The organism is Gemmatirosa kalamazoonensis (assembly GCF_000522985.1).
GTDB lineage: Bacteria > Gemmatimonadota > Gemmatimonadetes > Gemmatimonadales > Gemmatimonadaceae > Gemmatirosa > Gemmatirosa kalamazoonensis.
This window is the reverse complement of record NZ_CP007129.1, coordinates 216,597-236,035: the sequence shown is the minus strand read 5'-3', so window position 1 is coordinate 236,035 and position 19,439 is coordinate 216,597. Positions and strand designations below refer to the sequence as shown.

The following is a 19,439-nucleotide window of genomic DNA, read 5'->3' as shown; positions in this document are numbered from 1 at the left end:
CCAACGGCGATGAAGAGGATCTCGAGATCTTTTCAATCGCACGTGGATCCCCGGAGTACTCGCCTGGCACCTCGCCCCATCGATGTGATCTTCGGCCCTCTGCGTCCTCTGCGGTTCACTCGAAGAGCACCGCCCCATGCCGTCTGCCACGCGATCGAGCCGCCCCACCGATCGCCAGCATCCCGATCGCGACGAGGCCAAGCGTCGCCGGCTCGGGGACGAACGACGCGGTGAACGCGAGGTCGAGGTCCTGGCCAGGGACCGAGAAGTCGCACGTCGGCTGACATCCCAAAGCGAGCGCGCCGCCCGCGTACGGGGCCGCCCAGTCGTCCAGGAAGACGATCTGCGTCCCCGCCGCGACGCGCACGAGCGCCGCGTACGGCGCGCCCGCGGTCAGCGCGAGACCGCCGGACGGCGCGAACGTCACCGTCGCGATCCCGGCCGTCGGCCCGAACGTCTGCGTGAACAGCGCTGGTCCGACCACGTCGCTTCCGTTCAGCGCGTACAACTCGAACGAGAGGCTCGACGCGGTCTGCATGTGGAGGCTGAAGCTCTGCAGCGTCGTGTACGTCGTCGGCGTCGTGAAGCTCTGACCGCAGAAGAACTCGGACCCCGCCGTGCACGTGAACGTGTGCACGCCGTCCCACGGCACCGATACCGTCACCTGCGCACCGGCCGCGCACGGCAGCAACGCCAGCAGAACGGCTCGACTCGCGACACGCATGGCTCACCTCCTAGAGGAAGGACACTCGACGGCCCTCCATGGTGAAAGGCGGCGAGCGCCCGGTTCGTCACGTCACCATCGGCTCCTCCTTCGCCACGCGTTCACCAGTCTCGACGTCTCCATGCATGGGGCCGTGTCCGGTCGACCCGACGGATTGCGTATGGCGAATCGGGGGCGACGTCACCGCGGACGTCGGGTGCCCCCACATGCCCGAGACAGGAGCCTGGCATGCCCGACATCGAGGAGAGTCCCGGCACGAACTCGAAGGCGCCGTCGAAGCTGACCGTCTACCCCGCGTCGATCGTCAAGAACCATGGTGCCAACGACGTCGGCATCTACTTTCCCGACGCGTACATCCCGAGCGGCACGCTCGATCTGCTCGTGTACTTTCACGGTCTGCCGACGCCGTGCGGCGGCAGCAACTCGGACACGATTCGGGACATCTGGCGCAGCAGCACGTTTCCCCTGCGCGAGATGGTGAACAAGAGCAAGAAGAACGTGGTGCTCGTCGCGCCGCGCCTGAATCTCGACGGAGGGTTGAAGCTCGACATGGGCGCGGACGACTTCCTGAGCAAGGTCGTGGGGTTCATCGCGGCGCGCGTCACCAAGGATCCGTTCAAGTGGCACGGCGCCGAGCCGACGGACGACCAGAAGAGCGACCCGGTGATGCACATCCGGAACCTGGTCCTGGCCGCGCACTCGGGCGGCGGTTCCCCGATGTTGAAGATGGCCCAGGAGCTGAAGGCGTCGAAGCTCGCGAAGGTGCGCGAGTGCTGGGGCTTCGACTCGATGTACGGGTCGCCGAGCGCGTGGGTGGACTGGGCGGCCGCGGGGGGGAAGTACTTCCTGTTCTGGACCGCGGAGGGCGCCAACGACAGCAAGAAGTACGGCAGCAACGTGACGACGATGCGGGGCATCCTCGCGAAGGCGAACGGCGGCGCCGGGAGCAACGCGACGAAGGATCCCGACGCCAGCCGCGCCTCGCTCGCGGCGCCGAACGTCGTCATCACCTACGCGCCCAGGCCCACCGACGCCGCGAAGGGATTCATGCCGCCGGGCGGTGGGCGCACCTTCAAGAGCTCCACGGAGAACCACTGCGACGTACCGACGACCTACTGGGGCGACATGATGGGCAGCTTCTGACCCGGCGCGGCGCGCTCCCGCGTCACGCGACGACCGGCTCCTCCTTCACGACGCGACCGCCCGTCTCGACGTCGCGTGTGGGCGGCTCACCGCGCGCGACGAGCACGCCGCCGACGAAGAAGTCGTAGACGTACGCGCCTAACGGTCCGCCGATCAGCGGGCCGACGATCGGCACCCACCAGTAGCCGCCGCCGGAGAACGCGGCGCTTCCCCACCCCGCGAGCCACGTCACGAGCCGGGGCCCGAAGTCGCGCGCCGGGTTGATCGCGTAGCCCGCGTTCGCGCCGAACGACATCCCGATCGCGGCGACGAGCAGCCCGACGACCGCCGGCGCGAGGTTGGACTTCGGCGGCTGGTTGCGCTCGTCGGTGAGCGCGAAGATCACGAGGACGAGCATCGCCGTGCCGATGATCTGGTCGACGACCGGCCCGACGAAGCTCCCGCCGTAGTACGGCGCGGGCCCGGTGACGAAGATGCCCACCGTGCCCGCGCCCGACGCGGCGCCGCGCACGATCCCCTGGCTCATCTCGTACGCGTGGATCGCGTCGGCGTAGTTCAGGTACACGAGCCCCGCACCCGCGAACGCCCCGGCGATCTGCGCGACCGCGTACGGCAGCACCTTGCCCCACGGGAAGCCGCGCCGCAGCGCGAGCGCCACGGTGAGCGCGGGGTTGAGGTGCGCGCCGCTCACACCGCCGGCGACGTACGCGCCTAACGTGACGGCCGCCGCCCAGCCGAACGTGATGAGCAGCCAGTCGCCGCCCGCGACGAACGCCGCGGAGCCGCGTCCCGACTGGCTCAGCGCGGCCACCGCCGTCGCGACGACGCCGGTGCCGAACGCGATCAGCACGAGCGTGCCGAGAAACTCCGCGCAGCACTCGCCGAGCACGCCGCCGCGCCATCCGCGTCGCTGCGTCACCCTGATCTCCGTCATGCGTCCTCCTGTTCCCAGGATCGCGCGCGCTCGACGGCGCGCAGCCAGCGTGTCGTGAGTCGTCGCCGCTCGCTCTCGCCGAGCCGCGGCTCGTAGCGGCGCGCGAGCTGCCACCGCGAGGCCAGCTCCGCGCGGTCCTTCCAGAACCCCGTGGCGAGACCGGCGAGGTACGCGGCGCCCAACGCGGTCGTCTCGCTCACGCGCGGCACCTCCACCGGAACGCCCAACACGTCCGCCTGGAACTGCATGAGGAACGCGTTCACCGCCGCGCCGCCGTCGGCGCGCAGCGGGCGGTCCGCGTGCAGCGTGAGCCCGGCATCGTTCCCCATCGCGCTCACCACGTCCGCCGTCTGGTACGCCATGCTCTCGAGCGCGGCGCGCGCGAGATGCGCCTTCGTCGAGCCGCGCGTGAGGCCCAACAGCGTGCCGCGCGCGTACGGGTCCCAGTGCGGCGCGCCGAGGCCGGTGAGCGCGGGGACGAAGTACACGCCCTCGTTCGACGACAGCGACGTCGCGAGCGCCTCGGTCTCCGCCGCGCTCTCGATCACCCCGAGCCCGTCGCGCAGCCACTGCACCGCCGCGCCCGCGACGAAGATGGATCCCTCGAGCGCGTACTCCGCGGGCTCGCCGTCGATCTGCCACGCGAGCGTGGTGAGCAGCCCGTGGCGGCTCGGCACCGGCCGCGCGCCGGTGTGCATCATGAGGAAGGCGCCGGTGCCGTACGTGTTCTTCACCATCCCTTCCTGGAAGCACGCCTGCCCGAACAGCGCCGCGTGCTGGTCGCCGGCGATCCCCGCCACCGGCACCTCGGCGCCGAGGAACGCGTCGGGATTCGTGCGCGCGTGCAGCGTGGCCGACGGGCGCACCGTGGGAAGCACGGCGGCGGGGATGCCTAACAGATCGAGCAGCGCGGGATCCCACCGCAGCGCGCCGATGTCGAACAGCAGCGTGCGCGACGCGTTCGTCACGTCGGTGCCGTGCACGGCGCCGGCGGCCGCGGTGCCGCCGCTGAGCTGCCAGAGCAGCCACGCGTCGATGGTGCCGAACGCGAGCTCGCCCCCTTCGGCCCGCGCGCGGAGCCCGTCGACGTTGTCGAGCAGCCAACGGAGCTTCGTGCCGGAGAAGTACGGGTCGAGCACGAGCCCCGTGCGCCGCCGCACGTCGTCCTCGCGGCCGGCGGCCTTCAGCTCCTCGCAGAGCGGCGCGGTGCGCCGGTCCTGCCACACGATGGCGTGGTGCACCGGGCGGCCGGTCTCGCGGTCCCACAGCACGGTCGTCTCGCGCTGGTTCGTGATGCCGACGGCGCGCACCTCGGCGGGCCGCACGCCGGCGTCGGCGAGCGCGGCGCCGACGAGCATGCGCACGCCGCGCCAGATCTCCTCGGCGTCGTGCTCCACCCAGCCGGGGCGCGGGTAGTGCTGCGTCACCTCGCCGTACGCGCGGCCGCGAATGGTCGCCGCGTGGTCGAAGACGAGCACCGTGGTGCCCGTGGTACCCTGGTCGATCGCCAGCACCACGCCGTCGCTCACCGGTCGCTCCTGTTAGGCGGGAAGTCGGGGGCGCGTGCCCCGGAGAGGCGGCTATGTTCGCGCGGCGTGGCGCGGAGCGCCAGGGCTCCACGTATGAGTTTCTGCAGGACTGAAGAAGGACTGAAGGAGGACTGAAGCAGGACCAACACCTTTGTTGGTGTTCTCCTGCTTCAGTCCTCCTTCAGTCCTCCTTCAGTCCCACACGAACACGTACGTGGAGTCCGCCCGGCGAGACCATGGCGCATCGGGAGCGCCGCCTGCATTCTGATCCCACGCCCCGCCCAGTGGCCCCCCGTGGGCCCACCGCCCAGGAGACATCGTGGACAACAACCAGTTCTCCCGCCGAGAGTTCCTCGGCCTCGGCGCGTTCGCCGGCGCGTCGCTCGCCGGCCGCCGCATCCGTCCCGCGCGCGAGCTCGTGCTCGACGCTCCCGCGCAGCCCCCGGTCTCGAGCCAGCCGAGCGATCGCGTGCGCTTCGGCATCGTCGGCGTCGGCATGCAGGGATCGGGGCTGCTCGCCACCGCCATCACCGTTCCCGGCGTGGAGTGCGTCGCGGCGGCGGACCTGTACGACGGGCGGCACGTGCTCGCGCGCGAGATCACGAACAACCCGAGCCTGCGCGTCACGCGCCGCTATCAGGAGCTGCTCGACGACAAGAACATCGACGCCATCATCGCCGCGGTCCCCGACCACTGGCACAAGCAGCTCGTCATCGACGCGCTGAACGCGGGCAAGGACGTGTACTGCGAGAAGCCGATGTCGCACACCCCGGCGGACGGCGTGGCCATGCTCGACGCCGCGCGCAGGACGGGGCGCATCGTGCAGATCGGATCGCAGCGCGTCAGCTCGCCCATCTGCGCGAAGGCGCGCGAGTTGATCGCGCAGGGGATGATCGGCGAGCTGACGCTGGTCGAGGGATGGAACGGGCGCAACGACCCGACCGGCGCGTGGCAGTATCCGCCGCCGCTCGATCTCTCCCCCGCGAACCTCGACTGGGACACGTGGCTCGGCACCGCGCCGAAGAAGCCGTTCGACCCGATCACGTTCGCGCGGTGGCGCGCGTGGAAGGAGTACGGCACCGGCGTCGCGGGCGACCTGCTCGTGCACCTCGTCAGCGGCCTGCTGTTCATGCTCGACATGAACCGGCCGCCCACGCGCGTCGCGTCGGTCGGCGGCATCCGCCGGTGGAAGGACGGACGCAACATGCCCGATGTGCACGCCGCCGTGTACGACTACGCGGGGCTCCCGGTCTACATGCGGCTCAACCTCGGCACGGAGATGCCGGAGACGTACCGCTTCCAGGGATCGAAGGGCATCCTCGAGATGACCGGCAACACCATCGCGCTCACGCCGCAGTGGGGCGACGACCGCTCGCCGAGCTACTACTCGGGCAGCTTCCCGAAGGCGATGCGCGACGCGTACGTGAAGCAGTGGCACGCCGAGAACGACGAGCGCCTCGCGCGCGAGTCGATGTCGGAGGCGGTCGTCATTCGCGGCGGGAACTTCGACGCGACGAAGGGCCACCTCGCGAACTTCTTCGACGCGGTGCGCACGCGGAAGCCGGTGGTGGAGGACGCGCTGTTCGGGCACAACGCGGCGCTCGCCTGCCACCTGGCGAACGAGTCCTACTTCCGGCAGGACTCGGTGCGGTGGGACGAGGGCGCGCGGACGATCAAGAGTTAGTCAAGAGTTAGGCACCAGCAGCGCCAGCATCCCCATCCCGAGACACAGCGCGACCGCCGCGCGCCGCAGCACCCGGCGCGGCACGCGGCGGCCGACCTGTCGCCCGAGCGTCACGGCGAGCAGGCCCTTCGTGCTGAGCGCGAGCGTGGCGCCGAGCCACACGCCGAGCGGGGCGTGCGACTCGAGCGCCGTCGCCGCCGCGGCGAGCTGCCCGGGGTCGGCCCACTCGGTGAAGAACACCGACGAGAACGCGGTGAGCACGGCAGGCCACCCCGCCGCGCGCGCCACGTCGCCCGCCGCCGGCGCCTCGTCGCGCTCGCGCCACAGCACGATCGCGGCGACGCCGAACGTCGACGCGCTCGCCGACGCGACGACCCACGACGGCAGCCCGGCGAGCAGCCTGCCTAACAGCACCGCGGCGAGCGCCTTCCCCATGAACGCCGGCACGACGCCGGCGAGCACGCGCGCGCTGCCGTAGCGTGCCGCGAGCGCGCCGACCGCGAACAGCGAGCGGTCGCCGAGCAGCTCGGCGGCGAGCACCGTCGCGTACGCGGCGCCGACCCAGGCGAGCGCGTCGCGCACGTCAGCTCTCCCCGGCGAGGTTCACGATCGTGAGGCCGCCGGACGGCGCGCCGCCCGGCATCCGCGCGACGAGCGACCCCGCGCCCCGGCGTGCCCCGCGCTTCAGCAGCACGATCACCGGCTCGGGCCCCGGCATCGCCAGTGCCGCGAGATCGAGCGTGAACGCCTTCGCCGTCGGCACGTACGCGCGCCGCAGATCGAGCTGCTGCTTCAGCGCCGGCCGCGCGTCGGTGGCCTGCGTGAGATGCGCGGCGTCGAGCTTCGTCGTCGCGAGCGACTTCCATCCCGCCTTCTTCGCCGCGGCACCGAGTGCCTTGCTCATCACCACGCCGCGCACGAGCGCGCGCGCCGCCGCGTCGAGCGTGAGCGACGCTGCGCCGCTCGGCCACAGGTCGAGCACGAGCGCGTGCGACTTCGGGCCGACGACCGCCGGCGGGTTGATGACGGCGAGGTTGCGCAGCGCGCACTGCCGCGAGTTGCGCACGAGGTCCCCGACGTCGAGCGAGCCGGCGGTGATCGGATCGTTCCCCGCGGAGACGATCGCGAGCAGCGCGACGGCGCTGCCGATCGTCATCGGCACCGACCAGTCGAAGCCGACGACGGCGCTGCGCCCCGACTCGATGCGGTCGATCACGCGGTGCGGCGCGACCGGCTGCCACGGCGCGGCCGCCGGCACGACGTTGCTCGGGAACGCCGTCCAGAATCCGTTCGGCAGCCCGGGGAGCGTCGCGCTGCCGCCGACGAAGAACACGCGCACCGCCACCTGCTGCGCGGCGAGCCGGCCGCGGTTGTGCACCTGCACGTACACGCGCACCGACTGCCCGCGCGCCGGCCGCTCGTCGAGCAGCCCGGCGGCGAACTGCACGCCCTGCTCGTCGACCTTGCTCCGGTCGTCGGAGTAGACGTCGAACTGCAGGTCGTCGAGCCGCGACGTGCGGAACGGCGAGGCGTCGATCTTCACGTCCGGCGACTGCCACCAGAACAGGTTCGTCCCCTTCGCGAACGGGTTCGGCACGTCGACGACCGAAGGGAGTACGCGCCCGGTGTCGGCGGCGTGGTCGCGCACGTACACCTGCACGTCGGGCGTCGGCGTCGCGTCGACCGGGATCTCCCACACGCCGCGCGCCTGCGTGCCGGCGCGGAGCAGCCGCGTGCGCGGGTGCAGCAGCACGTCCTTCACGAGCACGTTGGGCAGCCCGCGGCCGAACGACGTCCACGTGGCGCCGCCGTCGTCGGTGCGCGACACGCCGACGTCGGTGGCCGCGAACAGCGTGTCCGGCGCCGTGGGGTCGATCTCGAGCGCGTTCACCGCGACGTCGGGCAGGCCGGCGCGCACCGCGGTCCACGTCGCGCCACCGTCGGCGGAGCGATACACGGTGCCGCGGCCGCCGCTGTTCACGGCGCACCACAGCACCGTCGGCGTGACGGGGTCGACGAGGATCTCCGTCATGTAGCCCTGCGCGGGCGTGGTGAGCGCGGCGACGTGCCACGACGCGCCCGCGCGATCGAGCCGGAACGCCTCGCCGCCGTCGGTGCCGACGTAGATGCGGTCCGCCGTCGCCGCGGTCACCGCGCTCGGGAACCCCTCCGCGCCGATGGGCACCGCGCGCCAGTGCGCGCCGCCGTCGCGCGAGACCCACACCTGTGTCGCGCCGCGTACGACGAGCTTGCCGTTCACGTCGAGCGGCGGATAGAACAGCGCGTCCTCGTCGTTCAGCGCCTTCGGCGTCGCCGCCTTCCAGTCGTTCCACGCGCCGCCGCCGTCGGAGCGCTCGACGTACGGGCCGTAGTACGAGTGATAGCAGACGTACGGCTCGTCGGCGTCCACGGCGCAGTCGCCGCCGTCGCCGTCGGCGACGTGGTACCACACCTGCTGCCCTTCGTAGCGGATGGTGCCGTTGTCCTGCGTGCCGGCGAGCAGCCACGCGTCGTACTCGGGGTGCTGCGCGAGGAACTCGATCTCGGTGATGCACATCCCCTTGTTCAGCGACTTCCATTGCTGCCCGGCGTCGGGGGAGCGGAACAACCCACCGTCGCTGCCGATGTAGACGACGTTCGGGTCGGTAGGCCCGAACGCGATCGCGTGCTGGTCGGGGTGGATGCTGTCGCCGGTCGGCCGCTTCGCCGAGATGTTCGTCCACACCCACGCGCCGTCGTCCTGCCGCTCGCCGCGGTGCGCGTTGATCGCGCCGAGGTACACCGCGTCGGGGTTGTTCGGCGCGACGGCGAGGAACCAGTCGTACCACGCCTGCGCCGTCTGGATGTCCGGGGGCGGCCTAACGCTCGCGAACGCGCCGCCGAACGTCTCGCGCCGCCAGAGGTACGGCTTGGGCATGCGCACCGTCTGGCCCGACTCCTCGGTCGCGAGGGTGTCGACGACGTTAGGCGGTCCGGCGGCGTACGCGTACGCGACGCTGCCGTTGCCCGGCGCGTGGTCGACCGCGATGCGGTTCGCCTGGAAGCCCGCCGGCGTGCCGGGCATCGCGACCGCGGCCCACGTGCGGCCGCCATCGACGGAGCGCCACACGCCGTCGGCACACCCGGCGAGCACCTCGCGCGACGCCGCGGGGTTCGTCGGTACGGGCGGATGCATCGACAGGCTCCAGACGAGCCCCGCGCGGCGCCGCGCCCACGTCGCGCCGCGGTCGGTCGACTCCCACAGGCCGCTCGTCGTCGCCGCGAGCAGGTGGTCGCCGTTCGTCGGATCGACGACGAGGTCGTAGAAGCTGATGCCGACGAACGTCGCGCCGGGGAGCACGGCCCACGTCGCGCCGGCGTCGTCGGACACGAGCAGCCCGGCCGCGCGCACGTTGCGGTTCGGCGACTCGGCGCTGTTCCCCTCGCCGGTGCCGCAGTACACGCGGCGCGGATCCGACGGATCGAACGCGAGCGCGCCGATGGCGAGCGACGGCTGATCGTCGGTGCGCGGCGTCCACGTGAGACCGCCGTCGCGCGTCTCCCACACGCCGCCGCCCGCCGAGCCGCACAGCACGTGCAGGTCGTCGCGCGGATCGACGGCGATGGCCGAGACGCGTCCGGCAACCGGCGGACGGCTGCCGATGCCGGTGCCGTAGCTCTGGCCGTGCGGCATGAAGTACGGCCCGAGCGGCTGCCAGCTGCGGCTCGCGCCCAACGGCGGGGCGCCTAACGGCGCGGCCGCGGCGGCGGCGAGCTGATGCCGCACCGCGTGATAGCCGGCGACGATCGCCGCCGCGGCGGACGCCGGCTCGGGCACGGCGCCGGGGGCCGGCTCGGGGGTCGGCACATCGGGGAGCGCGGGCGGCTCGGGGGGCTTCGGCTCGGGCGCGATGCCGCGCATGGCGAGCATCATGTTGAGCCGCGCGAGCGCCTTGCCGCCGGGGACCTTGCCGCGGGGACGCGCCGAGCCGCGGGGCGCGACGCGCCCGGTAGGGGGTGTCGAGACCGGAGCTTTCACGGGTCGGTACCTCGCTCCTCGTCCGTCGTCTTCTCGTCCGGAAGCGGCTCCGCGGCGTCGTCGTCCGGAGCGTCCGGGTCGAGGCCTCGCTCGAGTCGTTGCTGGCGCAGCCGCGCGGCGGCGCCGCCTCCCGGCGGCTTGGGTGGGAGATCGGGCCCGTCGCGCTTCTTCGGCGTCTTCATGCGTCGATCCTCCGGGTTGGAGTCGCTACCGATACGCCGCTGCCTGGATCCCGTACAGCTCCGCGTACGGTCCGCCGCGGCGCACGAGCGCGTCGTGCGAGCCCACCTCCACCACGCGCGCGCCGTCCATCACGACGATGAGATCGGCCATGCGCACGGTGGAGAAGCGATGCGACACGAGCACGGTGACGCGCCCCTCGTCGTTCGCGCCGCGGCTCGCCGCGACGTACCGCTCGAACAGCGCGTGCTCGGTCTCGGCGTCGAGCGCGGCGGTCGGCTCGTCGAGCACGAGCAGCAGCGGGCGGTCGCGCATGAACCCGCGCGCGAGCGCGAGCTTCTGCCACTGCCCGAACGACACGTCGACGCCCTCCGGCCATCCCGCGCCGAGCTGCGTGTCGAGGCCCGCGGGCAGCCGCGCCACGACGTCGTCCGCGCCCGCGCGCGCCACCGCGCGTCCCACCGGCTCCGCGTCGTCGAGGTGCCTAACGTCGCCGAGCCCCACGGCGTGCCGCGCGCGGAGCTCGAAGCGGAAGAAGTCCTGGAACGCGCCGGTGAGCCGCGTGCGCCACGCGTCGGGCCGCACGCGTGCGAGCGGCACGTCGTCCAGGTAGATGGCGCCCGACGTGGGCTCGTACAGCTTCGCGAGCAGCTTCACGAGCGTGGACTTGCCGGCGCCGTTCTCGCCGACGATCGCGACCACCGCGCCGGCCGGCAGTGCGAGCGACACGTCGTCGAGCACGAGGCGCGTGGTGCCCGGGTACGCGAACGACACGCGCTCCAGCCGGATGCCGTCGCGGAGCGCATCGGGCGCCGGGAGGTCCGCCGCCTGGTGCGCCGCGGCCGCGTAGTCCTCGAGCCATGCGAGGCGCCGCGCACCGTACACCCAGAAGCCGCGCAGGAAGCCCAGCTCCCCCACCGTCGCGCCCACGTACATCGACAGCCGCGAGCCCGCCGCGAGCACGAGCAGCACGCTCGCCGCCGGCGCGCGCATGCCTAACGCCACGAACGCGATCGCGCCGACGTACGCGAGGCCGAACACCGCCCACGCGAGCGCGTGCCACGCCGCCGACGCCCACCGCACCGCCGCGACCGGCGCATGCCCGCGGCCCCACGTCTCGCGCCGCCTCGCGACCAGCTGCGCGCCGATGCCGGCCACGCGCACCTCCTTTCCCGACGCCGCCGTCGTCGCGACGGTGAAGAGGTGGCGCGCGAGCCGGTCGTGCGCCGCGGCGCGCTCCTGCGCCACGCGCTCGACGCCCGGACGCCACGTCGCGGTGACGACCGTGGGCAGCGCGGCGACCGCGAGCAGCGCGAGCGCGGGGTGGATCGACACGAGCAGCGCGACCGTGACGCCGAGGCGCAGGATCCAGCCGCACGTCTCGAACACCGACATGTACATGTGGTCGAGCACGAACACCTGGTCGCGCAGCATCGCGAGCCGGTCGAGGTACTCCGGCCGCTCGTGGTGCGCGATCGTCGCCACCGACGCCTGCAGCCGCGCGACGTGCGACTCGAGCGCGATCGTCACGCGGTCCCGGAAGCGCCGCTGCACGCGCGTGCTCACCGTGCGCAGGAACCACGTCGCGGTCGCCGTGGCGCCGAGCCCGATCGCGGCGGCGAGCACGAGGCGCGGGCGGTGGCCGAGCACACCCCTGCCCAAGAGGGCGAGCCACAGCGCGAGCAGCGCGTCGGGGAGCGCGGCGAGCTGCGACAGCACGAACGCGGCGAGCATCATCCGCGGCTCGTGGCGGTAGCCGAGCTTGCACAGTCGCCAGATGGACGACAGCGCGGGGGGCAGCGGATCTGGGTCGCCGGTCGGTTTCACGGAGGTCGAGTCTCGAGGGGCGTCTCAGGGCTCACGTACGTGTTTCTGTCGGACTGAAGGAGGACTGAAGAGCGACTGAAGAAGGACGACAACAACGACGTTGTGTTTGGTCGTTCTTCAGTCCTCCTTCAGTCCTCCTTCAGTCCCACACACACTCGTACGTGGAGCCGTGCACGCCACGTCAAGCGAGCACGTCGTACGCGACTCCTTCCTCGTCGGCGTCCGCGGCGAAGCGCTGCGCCTGCAGCTCGAACATGGTGCGATATCGCCCGCCGCGCGACATCAGCTCGTCGTGCGTGCCGAGCTCCACGACGCGCCCGCCCTCCACGACGCAGATGCGGTCGGCGTGGCGCACGGTCGAGAAGCGGTGCGAGACGAGGATCGTCGTGCAGTGGCGCGTCGCCGCGAGCACGCGGTCGAAGATCTCCGACTCGCCGCGCACGTCGAGCTGCGCGGTCGGCTCGTCGAGCAGCACGACGCCGGCGCCCAGCTGCACGGCACACAGCGCGCGGGCGAGCGCCACGCGCTGCCACTGGCCGCCGGAGAGATCGGTGCCCCCCTCGTAGCCGCGCGCGAGCACGGTGTCGAGCGACGCGAGCCCGTCGGCGCCGGCGGCGGCGAGCGCGCCGCGCACGGCGTCGTCCGGAGCGCCGGCGGGAGCGACGTTCTCGCGCAGCGGCAGCTCGAAGCGCGTGAAGTCCTGGAACACCGCGGTCACCCGCGCGCGCCACGCCGCGACCTCGAGGTCACGCAGATCGACGCCGTCGATCTCGATCGTGCCCGACTGCGGGTCGTACAGCCGGCACAGCAGCTTCGCGAGCGTCGTCTTGCCGGCGCCGTTCTGCCCGACGACGGCGAGCGACGTGCCGGCGGGGATCGTGAGGTCGAACCGGTCGAGCACCGGCGGGGCGTCATCGTCGTACGCGAACGTGACGTCGCGAAAGCGGATCTCGCGCGCCGGCATCGCCGCGGCCGAGCGCGTACCGGCGCGCAGCGCGCCGCCCCGCTCCATCGCGGGCCCGAGGCGCAGGACGGCGGCGACGGGCGCGGCGGCGCCGTCGAGCGCCCAGTTCAATCCGCCGAACGCGATCATCGACACGCCGACCGCACTCGACGCGAACGCCACCGCGCGGCCGAGCGTGAGCGCGCCGTCGCTGGCCGCGTGCGCGATGGCCCAGAACACGACGACGTTCGCGCCTAACACGAGCGCCAGGCTCCAGGCGAGCGGCCGCTCGCGCAATCGCGTCGCCTCGTACTGCAGCGCGTGCAGCGTGGTGCGACGCGCGACGAAGCGGTCGATGACCCAATCGGCGAGCCCGAACAGCCGCAGCTCCTTCGCCGGCGCGGGCTGCACGGCGAGCCGGTACGCGTACTCCGCATCGCGCTCGGCGGCGCGCACGGGCTCCGTGTTGCGGTCCTTCCAGACGGCGCTCTCGCGCAGCAGCCAGTGCGTGGCGAGCCACGCGCCGGCCAGGACGACCGGCGCCCACCACGCGAACGCCGCGAGCACCGCCGCGCACGCGACGCCGCCGATCAGGTCGACGAGTCCGCGCGCGATGAAGTCGACGGAGATGTTGAGCGGCGGCCCGGTCATGCCCGTATCGAAGTCGCGCGCGAGCGTGAGGTCGCCGGCGAGCCGCGCGTCCTCGAGGTGCCCGATCCCCGGCGGCCGGACGCAGGCCTCGGTGAGCCGATCGTAGAGCCACGCCGCGGTGCGGTCACCGAGCGTCGCGCTCACCGCCTGGTGGATCGGCGTGAGGACCTGCATGAGGACGAAGACCGTGCCCGCGAGCGCGAGGGGGAGCGCGAGTCGGTCGCCGCGCTGCACCGCCCCGGTGACGACGCCGATCGCGACGGTGAACGCGGCGGGGAGGAGGCCGCGCAGCAGGAGGCCGGCCCACCAGGCGACGGTGAGGCCGGGGGCCGCGTGTGGGAGGGCGGCGAAGAACTTCCACTCGTTGCGCTCGCGCAGACGATGGAGCACGGGGGATATTCTATGAGGAACGGCGGGACGTCGTACTGCGGGACGATCGACGGCGGGACGGCTGACGGCGGGACGGCTAACGGCGGGACGTCCCACGGCGGACGCCTGACGGCGGGGTTGGTAGTGCGTTCGGAGGGATCCGGTCGGCGTCGGATTGGTACCGAATCGCGTTTGGCACATAGCACCTTGGGCGAAGGGGGGGGAGCCCCCCTGGTACCTAGGGACCGCGCCCGCCGTTCGACGTCCCGCCGTTCATCGTCCCGCCGTTCATCATCCCGCCGTTCATCGTCCCGCCGTTGGGCGTCGCGCCGTCGGGCGTCCCGCCGTCAGCCGTCCCGCCGTCAGCCGTCCCGCCTCACCCATCCTTCATGCTCGCCATCATGGGCGCCATGCCCGACGAAGTCCGCCACCTCGTCGACGCGCTGCGCGACGTGCGCACCGTCACGCGCGGCAACCGGCGGTATCATCGCGGCACGCTGTGGGGGCACGACGTGGTCGTCGTCTTCTCGCACTGGGGCAAGGTCGCCTCCGCGATGACGGCGACGACGCTCGTGAGCGAGCTGGGAGCGGAGCTGCTGCTGTTCACCGGCGTCGCGGGCGGCGTGGATCCGACGCTCCGCGTGGGCGACGTCGTCGTCGCGACGCGGCTCGTGCAGCACGATCTCGACGCGCGCCCGCTGTTCGCCCGCCACGAGATCCCGCTGCTCGGCCGCACCTACCTCGAGGCCGACCCGACGCTGCGCGCGGCCGTACACGACGCGGCGGCCACGTTTCTCTCCGAGGTGGCGAACGCGCCGGACACGCCGGTCGCCACCGCGCTGCGGGCCGTCGGCGTGTCGGCGCCGCGCGTCGTGGAGGGGCTCGTGGCGAGCGGCGACCGCTTCTTCGCCTCGGACGCCGCGCGCGCCGAGCTGCGGCGCGACCTCCCGGAGACCACATGCGTGGAGATGGAGGGCGCCGCCGTGGCGCAGGTGTGCGTCGAGCACGGGGTCCCGTTCGCCGTCGTGCGCACGATCTCCGACGCGGCCGGCGACCACGCCGCGGTCGACTTCACGACGTTCCTCGAGGCGGTGGCGAGCACGTACTCGCACGAGATCCTGCGGCGGATGCTCGGCGGCGGCGCTTCGTTTTGAACCGCAGAGGGCCGCAGAGGGCCGCAGAGGGCCGCAGAGGGCCGCAGAGAACGGCAACGGCTTTCTTAACCACAGAGGACACAGAGGACACGGAGGAAGCCAAACAAGAAGTGGCTCTCCTCCGTGTCCTCTGTGGTTCAATACAAACAGGCAGTCCTCTGCGCCCCTCTGCGGCCCTCTGCGGTTCAACACCAGAGCACCGGGCCCGTTTACTTTGCGACCGTGACCCTCCTCGCCGCCCTCTGGCTCGCGCTGCTGCACGCGCTCGCGCCCGCCCCCATCGCCGGACCGGCGTGGGGCGCGGTGGCGCCGCGCTCGGCGGCGGCTGTCGTCGTGATGGCGCAGGAGACCCAGGCGCCAAGCGAGGCGCTGCGAGCCGAGCGGGTGGCGGCGCGCGTGATGGTGGCGCGCGTCGCGCAGCCGGCGCCGCCCGCACCATCCCGGTCGTGCCTCGCGGCGAGTGAGCCCGATCTCGCGCACCGCGCCGCGCGCGCCCCGCCGGCCGGGTGCGGCCGCTCGTACGCCGTGGCCGCGTCGGGCGGCGTCCGCCCGTACTACCCGACCGCTCCCCCTCTCCAGGGCTGATTCCCAGTCTCGCGCCGGGCCTTCCGCCCGGGGCGCGTCCGATCAACCCCTGGAGACTCGCATGACCTCGACGATGACCCCGCCGGCGACGCCGGCGGCCGCTCCCGCGCGCGCCGAGCGCCGCCCTGCCACGCCCGCCGCCTGGCGCTGGTACCGCAGCGAGCCGTGGCTCGCGCTCGTGCTCGCGGCGTACGTCCCGATGCTCGTGGCCTTCTTCACGCCGCAGCGGTTCCACCTCGCGTTCATGGTGGTCAGCGGCGCGCTGATGGTCGCCGCGCTGGTGCTGCTGCTGCGGCAGGGCCCCTTCCAGCCGCGCCGGCCGTCGCGTTGAGCGGCGGCCGCGGCATCGGGGATGCGCTGTCGGGCGCGCGATGACCACCGAGCCGTTCGGCACCGCGGCGCTCCTGGCGACGTTCGGCGCGCTGCTCGCCATCGCGGCGATCTTCAGCCGGGCGTCGCAGCGGATCGCGGTGCCGCTCGCGCTCGCGTTCCTCGGCGTCGGGATGCTCGCCGGCTCGCAGGGGCTCGGCGGCATCCCGTTCGACGACTACGCGTTCGCGTTCCGACTCGGCACGATCGCGCTCGTGCTGATCCTGTTCGACGGTGGGCTGAACACGCCGCTCGGCACGCTGCGCGACGCGATCGCGCCGTCGGGGGTGCTCGCGACGTTAGGCGTCGTGGGCACGGCGGGCCTCGTGGCGTGGGCCGCGCACTCGCTCGGCTTCGCGTGGCCGCACGCCATGCTCCTCGGCGCCATCGTCTCGTCGACGGATGCGGCGGCGGTGTTCTCGGTGCTGCGCGGGAGCGGGATCCAGCTCAAGCGGCGCGTCGGCGTCACGTTGGAGGTGGAGTCGGGGATCAACGACCCGATGGCGGTCATCCTCACGATCGCCACCACGCGCCACCTCCTGTCGCCGGCGACGCCGCTCGGCTGGCGGCTCGCGCTCGACGTGCTGTGGGAGATCGCCGTCGGGCTCGCGTTCGGCGCGGGGATCGGATGGGGCGCGCGGCTGCTGATCTCGCGCGTGCGGCTCCCGGCGGGCGGACTCTATCCGGCGCTCACGTTAGGCGTCGCGTTCCTCGCGTTCAGCGTGCCGACGCTGCTGCACGGCAGCGGCTTCCTCGCGGTGTACGTCGCCGCCGCGATCCTCGGAGACGGGCGCCTGCCGTACCGCCTCAGTCTCCTGCGCGTGCACGACGCGCTCGGGTGGCTGAGCCAGATCACGATGTTCCTCGTGCTCGGGCTGCTCGTGTTCCCGTCGCGGGTGCTCGCGGTCGCGGGCACCGGGCTCGCCCTCGCGCTGTTCCTCGCGTTCATCGCGCGGCCGCTCGTGACGGCGCTCTGCCTGCTGCCGTTTCGCGCGTACACGCGGCGCGACGTCGCGTACGTGGGATGGGTCGGGCTGCGCGGCGCGGTGCCGATCATCCTCGCGACGTACCCCGTGCTGAGCGGCGCACCGGGCGCCCGGCGGGTGTTCGACGTCGTGTTCTTCGTCGTCGTCGTGAACGCGCTGCTGCCCGGCGCCACGGTGCCCTGGGTGACGCGCCGGCTCGGCCTGGAGTCGACCGAGCCGCCGCCGCCGCCCGCGGTGCTCGAGATCGAGAGCATGCAGCCGCTCGTCGGGGAGCTGGTGTCGTTCCACATCGACGAGACGCTCGCCCCGTGCGGCTCCACGCTGCGCGAGCTGCCGTTCCCGGGCGGCGCCTCGGTGGTGCTCATCGTGCGCGGCCGCGAGCTCGTCGCGCCTAACGGCGACACGGTGCTGCAGCCGGGGGACCACGCGTACGTCGTCACGTCCGAGGAGGACAAGCCGCTGCTGCATCTGCTGTTCGGGAGAACCGAGCAGGGCTGACCGGGCGCGCCGTTCACGACTCCACGTACGAGTTCTTGTACGACTGAAGGAGGACTGAAGAGAGACTGAAGAAGGACCAACAACACTTTTTGTGTTTGGTCCTTCTTCAGTCTCTCTTCAGTCCTCCTTCAGTCCTCCGGAAACACGTACGTGGAGTCGTGCGTGGCTCACACGTCACCGCAGTCGCGACGCGCGCCGCATGGAGAGGAGCAGCGCGAGCAGCAGGATCGCCGAAGCGCCGCCGAGGATCCGCGCGAACGTCTCGTGCCCGCGGTCGTACGCCTGGTACGCCAGCACACCCGACGCCGTCGCGAGCACGCAGTAGATCAGTTGATGCGCGCCGGCGTATACCAAGCGCGCCGACGCCTCCAGCTCCGGCACGCGGATGGACAGCTCGCCGCGCTGCGCGCGCTCCAGCACCTGCTGCAGGTTCTCCGGGATCGTGATCGCCCGACGCGCGACCTGCATCACCGACGCGCGCAGCACCTCGCTCCAGTCGCGGTCCTCGCCGAGCACGACGTCCTCCAGGTAGGGGCGGATCACGGTCATCGGGTTCCACGACGGATCCAGCTCCGTGCAGAGCCCGATCAACAGGAGTAGCGTGCGCTCCAGCAGCACCCAGTCCTTCGGCACCTGGAACGTCGCCGTGAGCTGCCGGAACGAGACGTCGAGCTTCCGCAGATCGGCCATCGTCTCGAGCTTCGAGCGCATGTCCATCTGCAGGTCGGCGAGCTTCCAGTCGCCGGCCGAGATCTCGTCCAGGAAGCGGCGCTGGGCGTAGTCGATCACGCGACGCGCCACGTCCGCGCTCGACGCGTCGCGCGCCACGAAACCCATCGAGCGGATCGCGTCGACGATCTTGTCCGCGTCGCGGCGGATCATCGCCTCGAGGAACGCCGGGATGCCCGCCTTCATGTGCGGCGCCAGCACGCCCACCGCGCCGAAGTCCACGAACACGATCGCGCCATCGTGAGCGACGAGGATGTTCCCCGGGTGCGGGTCCGCGTGATAGAACCCGTCGACGAAGATCATGCGGCAGTACGCCGAGACCACGCGCGCCGCGAGCTCGCGCCGGTCGAGCCCACGCGCGGCGAGTCCGTCGAAGTCGGTGATCTTCGTCCCATCCATGAACTCCGTCGTCAGCACGCGGCGCGACGAGCGCTCGGGCACCACGCGCGGCAGCCGGACCGTCGCGTCGCCGGCGAAGCTCGCCGCGATGCGCTCGATGTTCGCCGCCTCCTTCGCGAAGTCGAGCTCCTCGGCGATCATCTGGCTGATCTCCGGGTGGTACGACTCGATGCCGCGCACGCCGGTGAAGAACTGCACCACCGCGAGCAGCCGGCGGATCGTGTCCAGGTCCTCGCGCGCCACGCGCTCGATGTCGGCGTGCTGCGCCTTCACGGCGACCCTGCGACCGTCCGGGAGCACCGCGATGTGCACCTGCGCGAGCGACGCCGTCGCCACCGGCACGGTGTCGAGCTCGCGGAACAGTGCCGACGGGTCCTGCCCGAGCTCCGCGCGGATGCGCGCCGCGATCTCGTCGAACGGGCGCGGTGGGAGCCGGTCCTGCAGCCCCTCGAGCTCCCCGCGGAACTCCGGCGGGAGGACGTTCGTGAGGATGCTGATCAACTGCCCGACCTTGATGAACAGCCCTCCCGCGTCGAGGATCGCGCGGTGGATGCGGCGCGCGCTCGCGCGGTGCGTGCGCTCCACCGCGGCCGCGTAGCGCGCGCGGCGCATGAGCGGACGGCGAACGCGGAGCCACAGGTAGCTCGCGATCACGCGAGCCGTCGTGGCCCAGATGCGGAGGAAGCGGGAGCGGCGGTGCGCGGCGGGCATGGGCGA

General features: G+C 72.4%; 15 protein-coding genes. 6 read left to right on the top strand and 9 right to left on the bottom strand.

Annotated elements, in window-relative coordinates; all coding sequences use genetic code 11:
* Window positions 1-115: 115 nt before the first annotated feature.
* A complete protein-coding gene (locus J421_RS24075) occupies window positions 116-724 on the bottom strand; it encodes a choice-of-anchor R domain-containing protein (RefSeq protein ID WP_104023236.1) in 609 nt (202 codons plus the stop codon).
* Window positions 725-952: 228 nt separating this feature from the next.
* Here J421_RS24075 and J421_RS24070 point away from each other — a divergent pair, with 228 nt between their 5' ends.
* Window positions 953-1,867 (top strand): hypothetical protein, encoded by a 915-nt coding sequence (locus J421_RS24070; protein ID WP_025413671.1) that lies wholly within the window; start codon window positions 953-955, stop codon window positions 1,865-1,867.
* Between the two features lie 22 nt (window positions 1,868-1,889).
* Here the strand turns inward: J421_RS24070 and J421_RS24065 are convergent, their stop codons facing one another.
* Entirely contained in the window at window positions 1,890-2,801 is a 912-nt protein-coding gene (locus J421_RS24065; protein ID WP_025413670.1) for an MIP/aquaporin family protein, read from the bottom strand.
* On the bottom strand, window positions 2,798-4,330 hold the full coding sequence (gene glpK, locus J421_RS24060; RefSeq protein ID WP_025413669.1) for a glycerol kinase GlpK: 1,533 nt from the start codon (window positions 4,328-4,330) through the stop codon (window positions 2,798-2,800). Before glpK ends, J421_RS24065 begins: the two co-directional genes overlap by 4 nt.
* A gap of 319 nt (window positions 4,331-4,649) precedes the next feature.
* On the opposite strand from glpK, the gene J421_RS24055 reads away from it, so the two are divergent.
* Window positions 4,650-6,014 carry a Gfo/Idh/MocA family protein gene (locus tag J421_RS24055; protein ID WP_025413668.1) on the top strand — a complete coding sequence of 455 codons (1,365 nt, stop codon included), beginning with the start codon at window positions 4,650-4,652 and terminating at the stop codon, window positions 6,012-6,014.
* Here J421_RS24055 and J421_RS24050 read toward each other — a convergent pair whose 3' ends face one another.
* From J421_RS24050 to J421_RS24030, 5 genes are all read right to left on the bottom strand, one after another.
* Entirely contained in the window at window positions 6,015-6,596 is a 582-nt protein-coding gene (locus tag J421_RS24050; protein ID WP_025413667.1) for a TMEM165/GDT1 family protein, read from the bottom strand.
* A gap of 1 nt (window position 6,597) precedes the next feature.
* Window positions 6,598-10,032 (bottom strand): WD40/YVTN/BNR-like repeat-containing protein, encoded by a 3,435-nt coding sequence (locus J421_RS24045; protein WP_025413666.1) that lies wholly within the window; start codon window positions 10,030-10,032, stop codon window positions 6,598-6,600.
* Complete coding sequence (locus J421_RS24040) at window positions 10,029-10,214, bottom strand: hypothetical protein (protein WP_025413665.1); 186 nt, start codon at window positions 10,212-10,214, stop codon at window positions 10,029-10,031. Before J421_RS24040 ends, J421_RS24045 begins: the two co-directional genes overlap by 4 nt.
* A gap of 25 nt (window positions 10,215-10,239) precedes the next feature.
* Entirely contained in the window at window positions 10,240-12,039 is a 1,800-nt protein-coding gene (locus J421_RS24035; RefSeq protein WP_236646359.1) for an ABC transporter ATP-binding protein, read from the bottom strand.
* 181 nt (window positions 12,040-12,220) lie between these two features.
* Window positions 12,221-14,023: an ABC transporter ATP-binding protein gene (locus J421_RS24030; protein WP_025413663.1), complete on the bottom strand. Its 1,803-nt coding sequence runs from the start codon at window positions 14,021-14,023 to the stop codon at window positions 12,221-12,223.
* Between the two features lie 368 nt (window positions 14,024-14,391).
* On the opposite strand from J421_RS24030, the gene J421_RS24025 reads away from it, so the two are divergent.
* The 4 genes from J421_RS24025 to J421_RS24010 all read left to right on the top strand — a co-directional run bounded on the left by J421_RS24025 (window position 14,392) and on the right by J421_RS24010 (window position 17,594).
* A complete protein-coding gene (locus J421_RS24025; protein ID WP_025413662.1) occupies window positions 14,392-15,156 on the top strand; it encodes a 5'-methylthioadenosine/adenosylhomocysteine nucleosidase in 765 nt (254 codons plus the stop codon).
* A gap of 222 nt (window positions 15,157-15,378) precedes the next feature.
* Window positions 15,379-15,741 carry a hypothetical protein gene (locus J421_RS24020; RefSeq protein WP_025413661.1) on the top strand — a complete coding sequence of 121 codons (363 nt, stop codon included), beginning with the start codon at window positions 15,379-15,381 and terminating at the stop codon, window positions 15,739-15,741.
* A 61-nt stretch (window positions 15,742-15,802) separates the two neighbouring features.
* The gene (locus tag J421_RS24015; protein ID WP_148306512.1) at window positions 15,803-16,072 is read left to right on the top strand and encodes a hypothetical protein; all 270 of its coding nucleotides are present in this window, start codon (window positions 15,803-15,805) and stop codon (window positions 16,070-16,072) included.
* Between the two features lie 40 nt (window positions 16,073-16,112).
* Window positions 16,113-17,594: a potassium/proton antiporter gene (locus tag J421_RS24010; RefSeq protein ID WP_025413659.1), complete on the top strand. Its 1,482-nt coding sequence runs from the start codon at window positions 16,113-16,115 to the stop codon at window positions 17,592-17,594.
* 174 nt (window positions 17,595-17,768) lie between these two features.
* Here J421_RS24010 and J421_RS24005 read toward each other — a convergent pair whose 3' ends face one another.
* Entirely contained in the window at window positions 17,769-19,433 is a 1,665-nt protein-coding gene (locus tag J421_RS24005; protein ID WP_025413658.1) for an ABC1 kinase family protein, read from the bottom strand.
* Between the last annotated feature and the right edge of the window lie 6 nt (window positions 19,434-19,439).

Bases quoted from the DNA above. Each gene is read 5' to 3' on its own strand.
- J421_RS24005 (WP_025413658.1), bottom strand. From the start codon at position 19,433: ATGCCCGCCGCGCACCGCCGCTCCCGCTTCCTCCGCATCTGGGCCACG.
- J421_RS24070 (WP_025413671.1), top strand. From the start codon at position 953: ATGCCCGACATCGAGGAGAGTCCCGGCACGAACTCGAAGGCGCCGTCG.
- J421_RS24015 (WP_148306512.1), top strand. From the start codon at position 15,803: ATGACCTCGACGATGACCCCGCCGGCGACGCCGGCGGCCGCTCCCGCG.
- J421_RS24075 (WP_104023236.1), bottom strand. From the start codon at position 724: ATGCGTGTCGCGAGTCGAGCCGTTCTGCTGGCGTTGCTGCCGTGCGCG.
- J421_RS24010 (WP_025413659.1), top strand. From the start codon at position 16,113: ATGACCACCGAGCCGTTCGGCACCGCGGCGCTCCTGGCGACGTTCGGC.
- J421_RS24025 (WP_025413662.1), top strand. From the start codon at position 14,392: ATGCTCGCCATCATGGGCGCCATGCCCGACGAAGTCCGCCACCTCGTC.
- J421_RS24065 (WP_025413670.1), bottom strand. From the start codon at position 2,801: ATGACGGAGATCAGGGTGACGCAGCGACGCGGATGGCGCGGCGGCGTG.
- J421_RS24040 (WP_025413665.1), bottom strand. From the start codon at position 10,214: ATGAAGACGCCGAAGAAGCGCGACGGGCCCGATCTCCCACCCAAGCCG.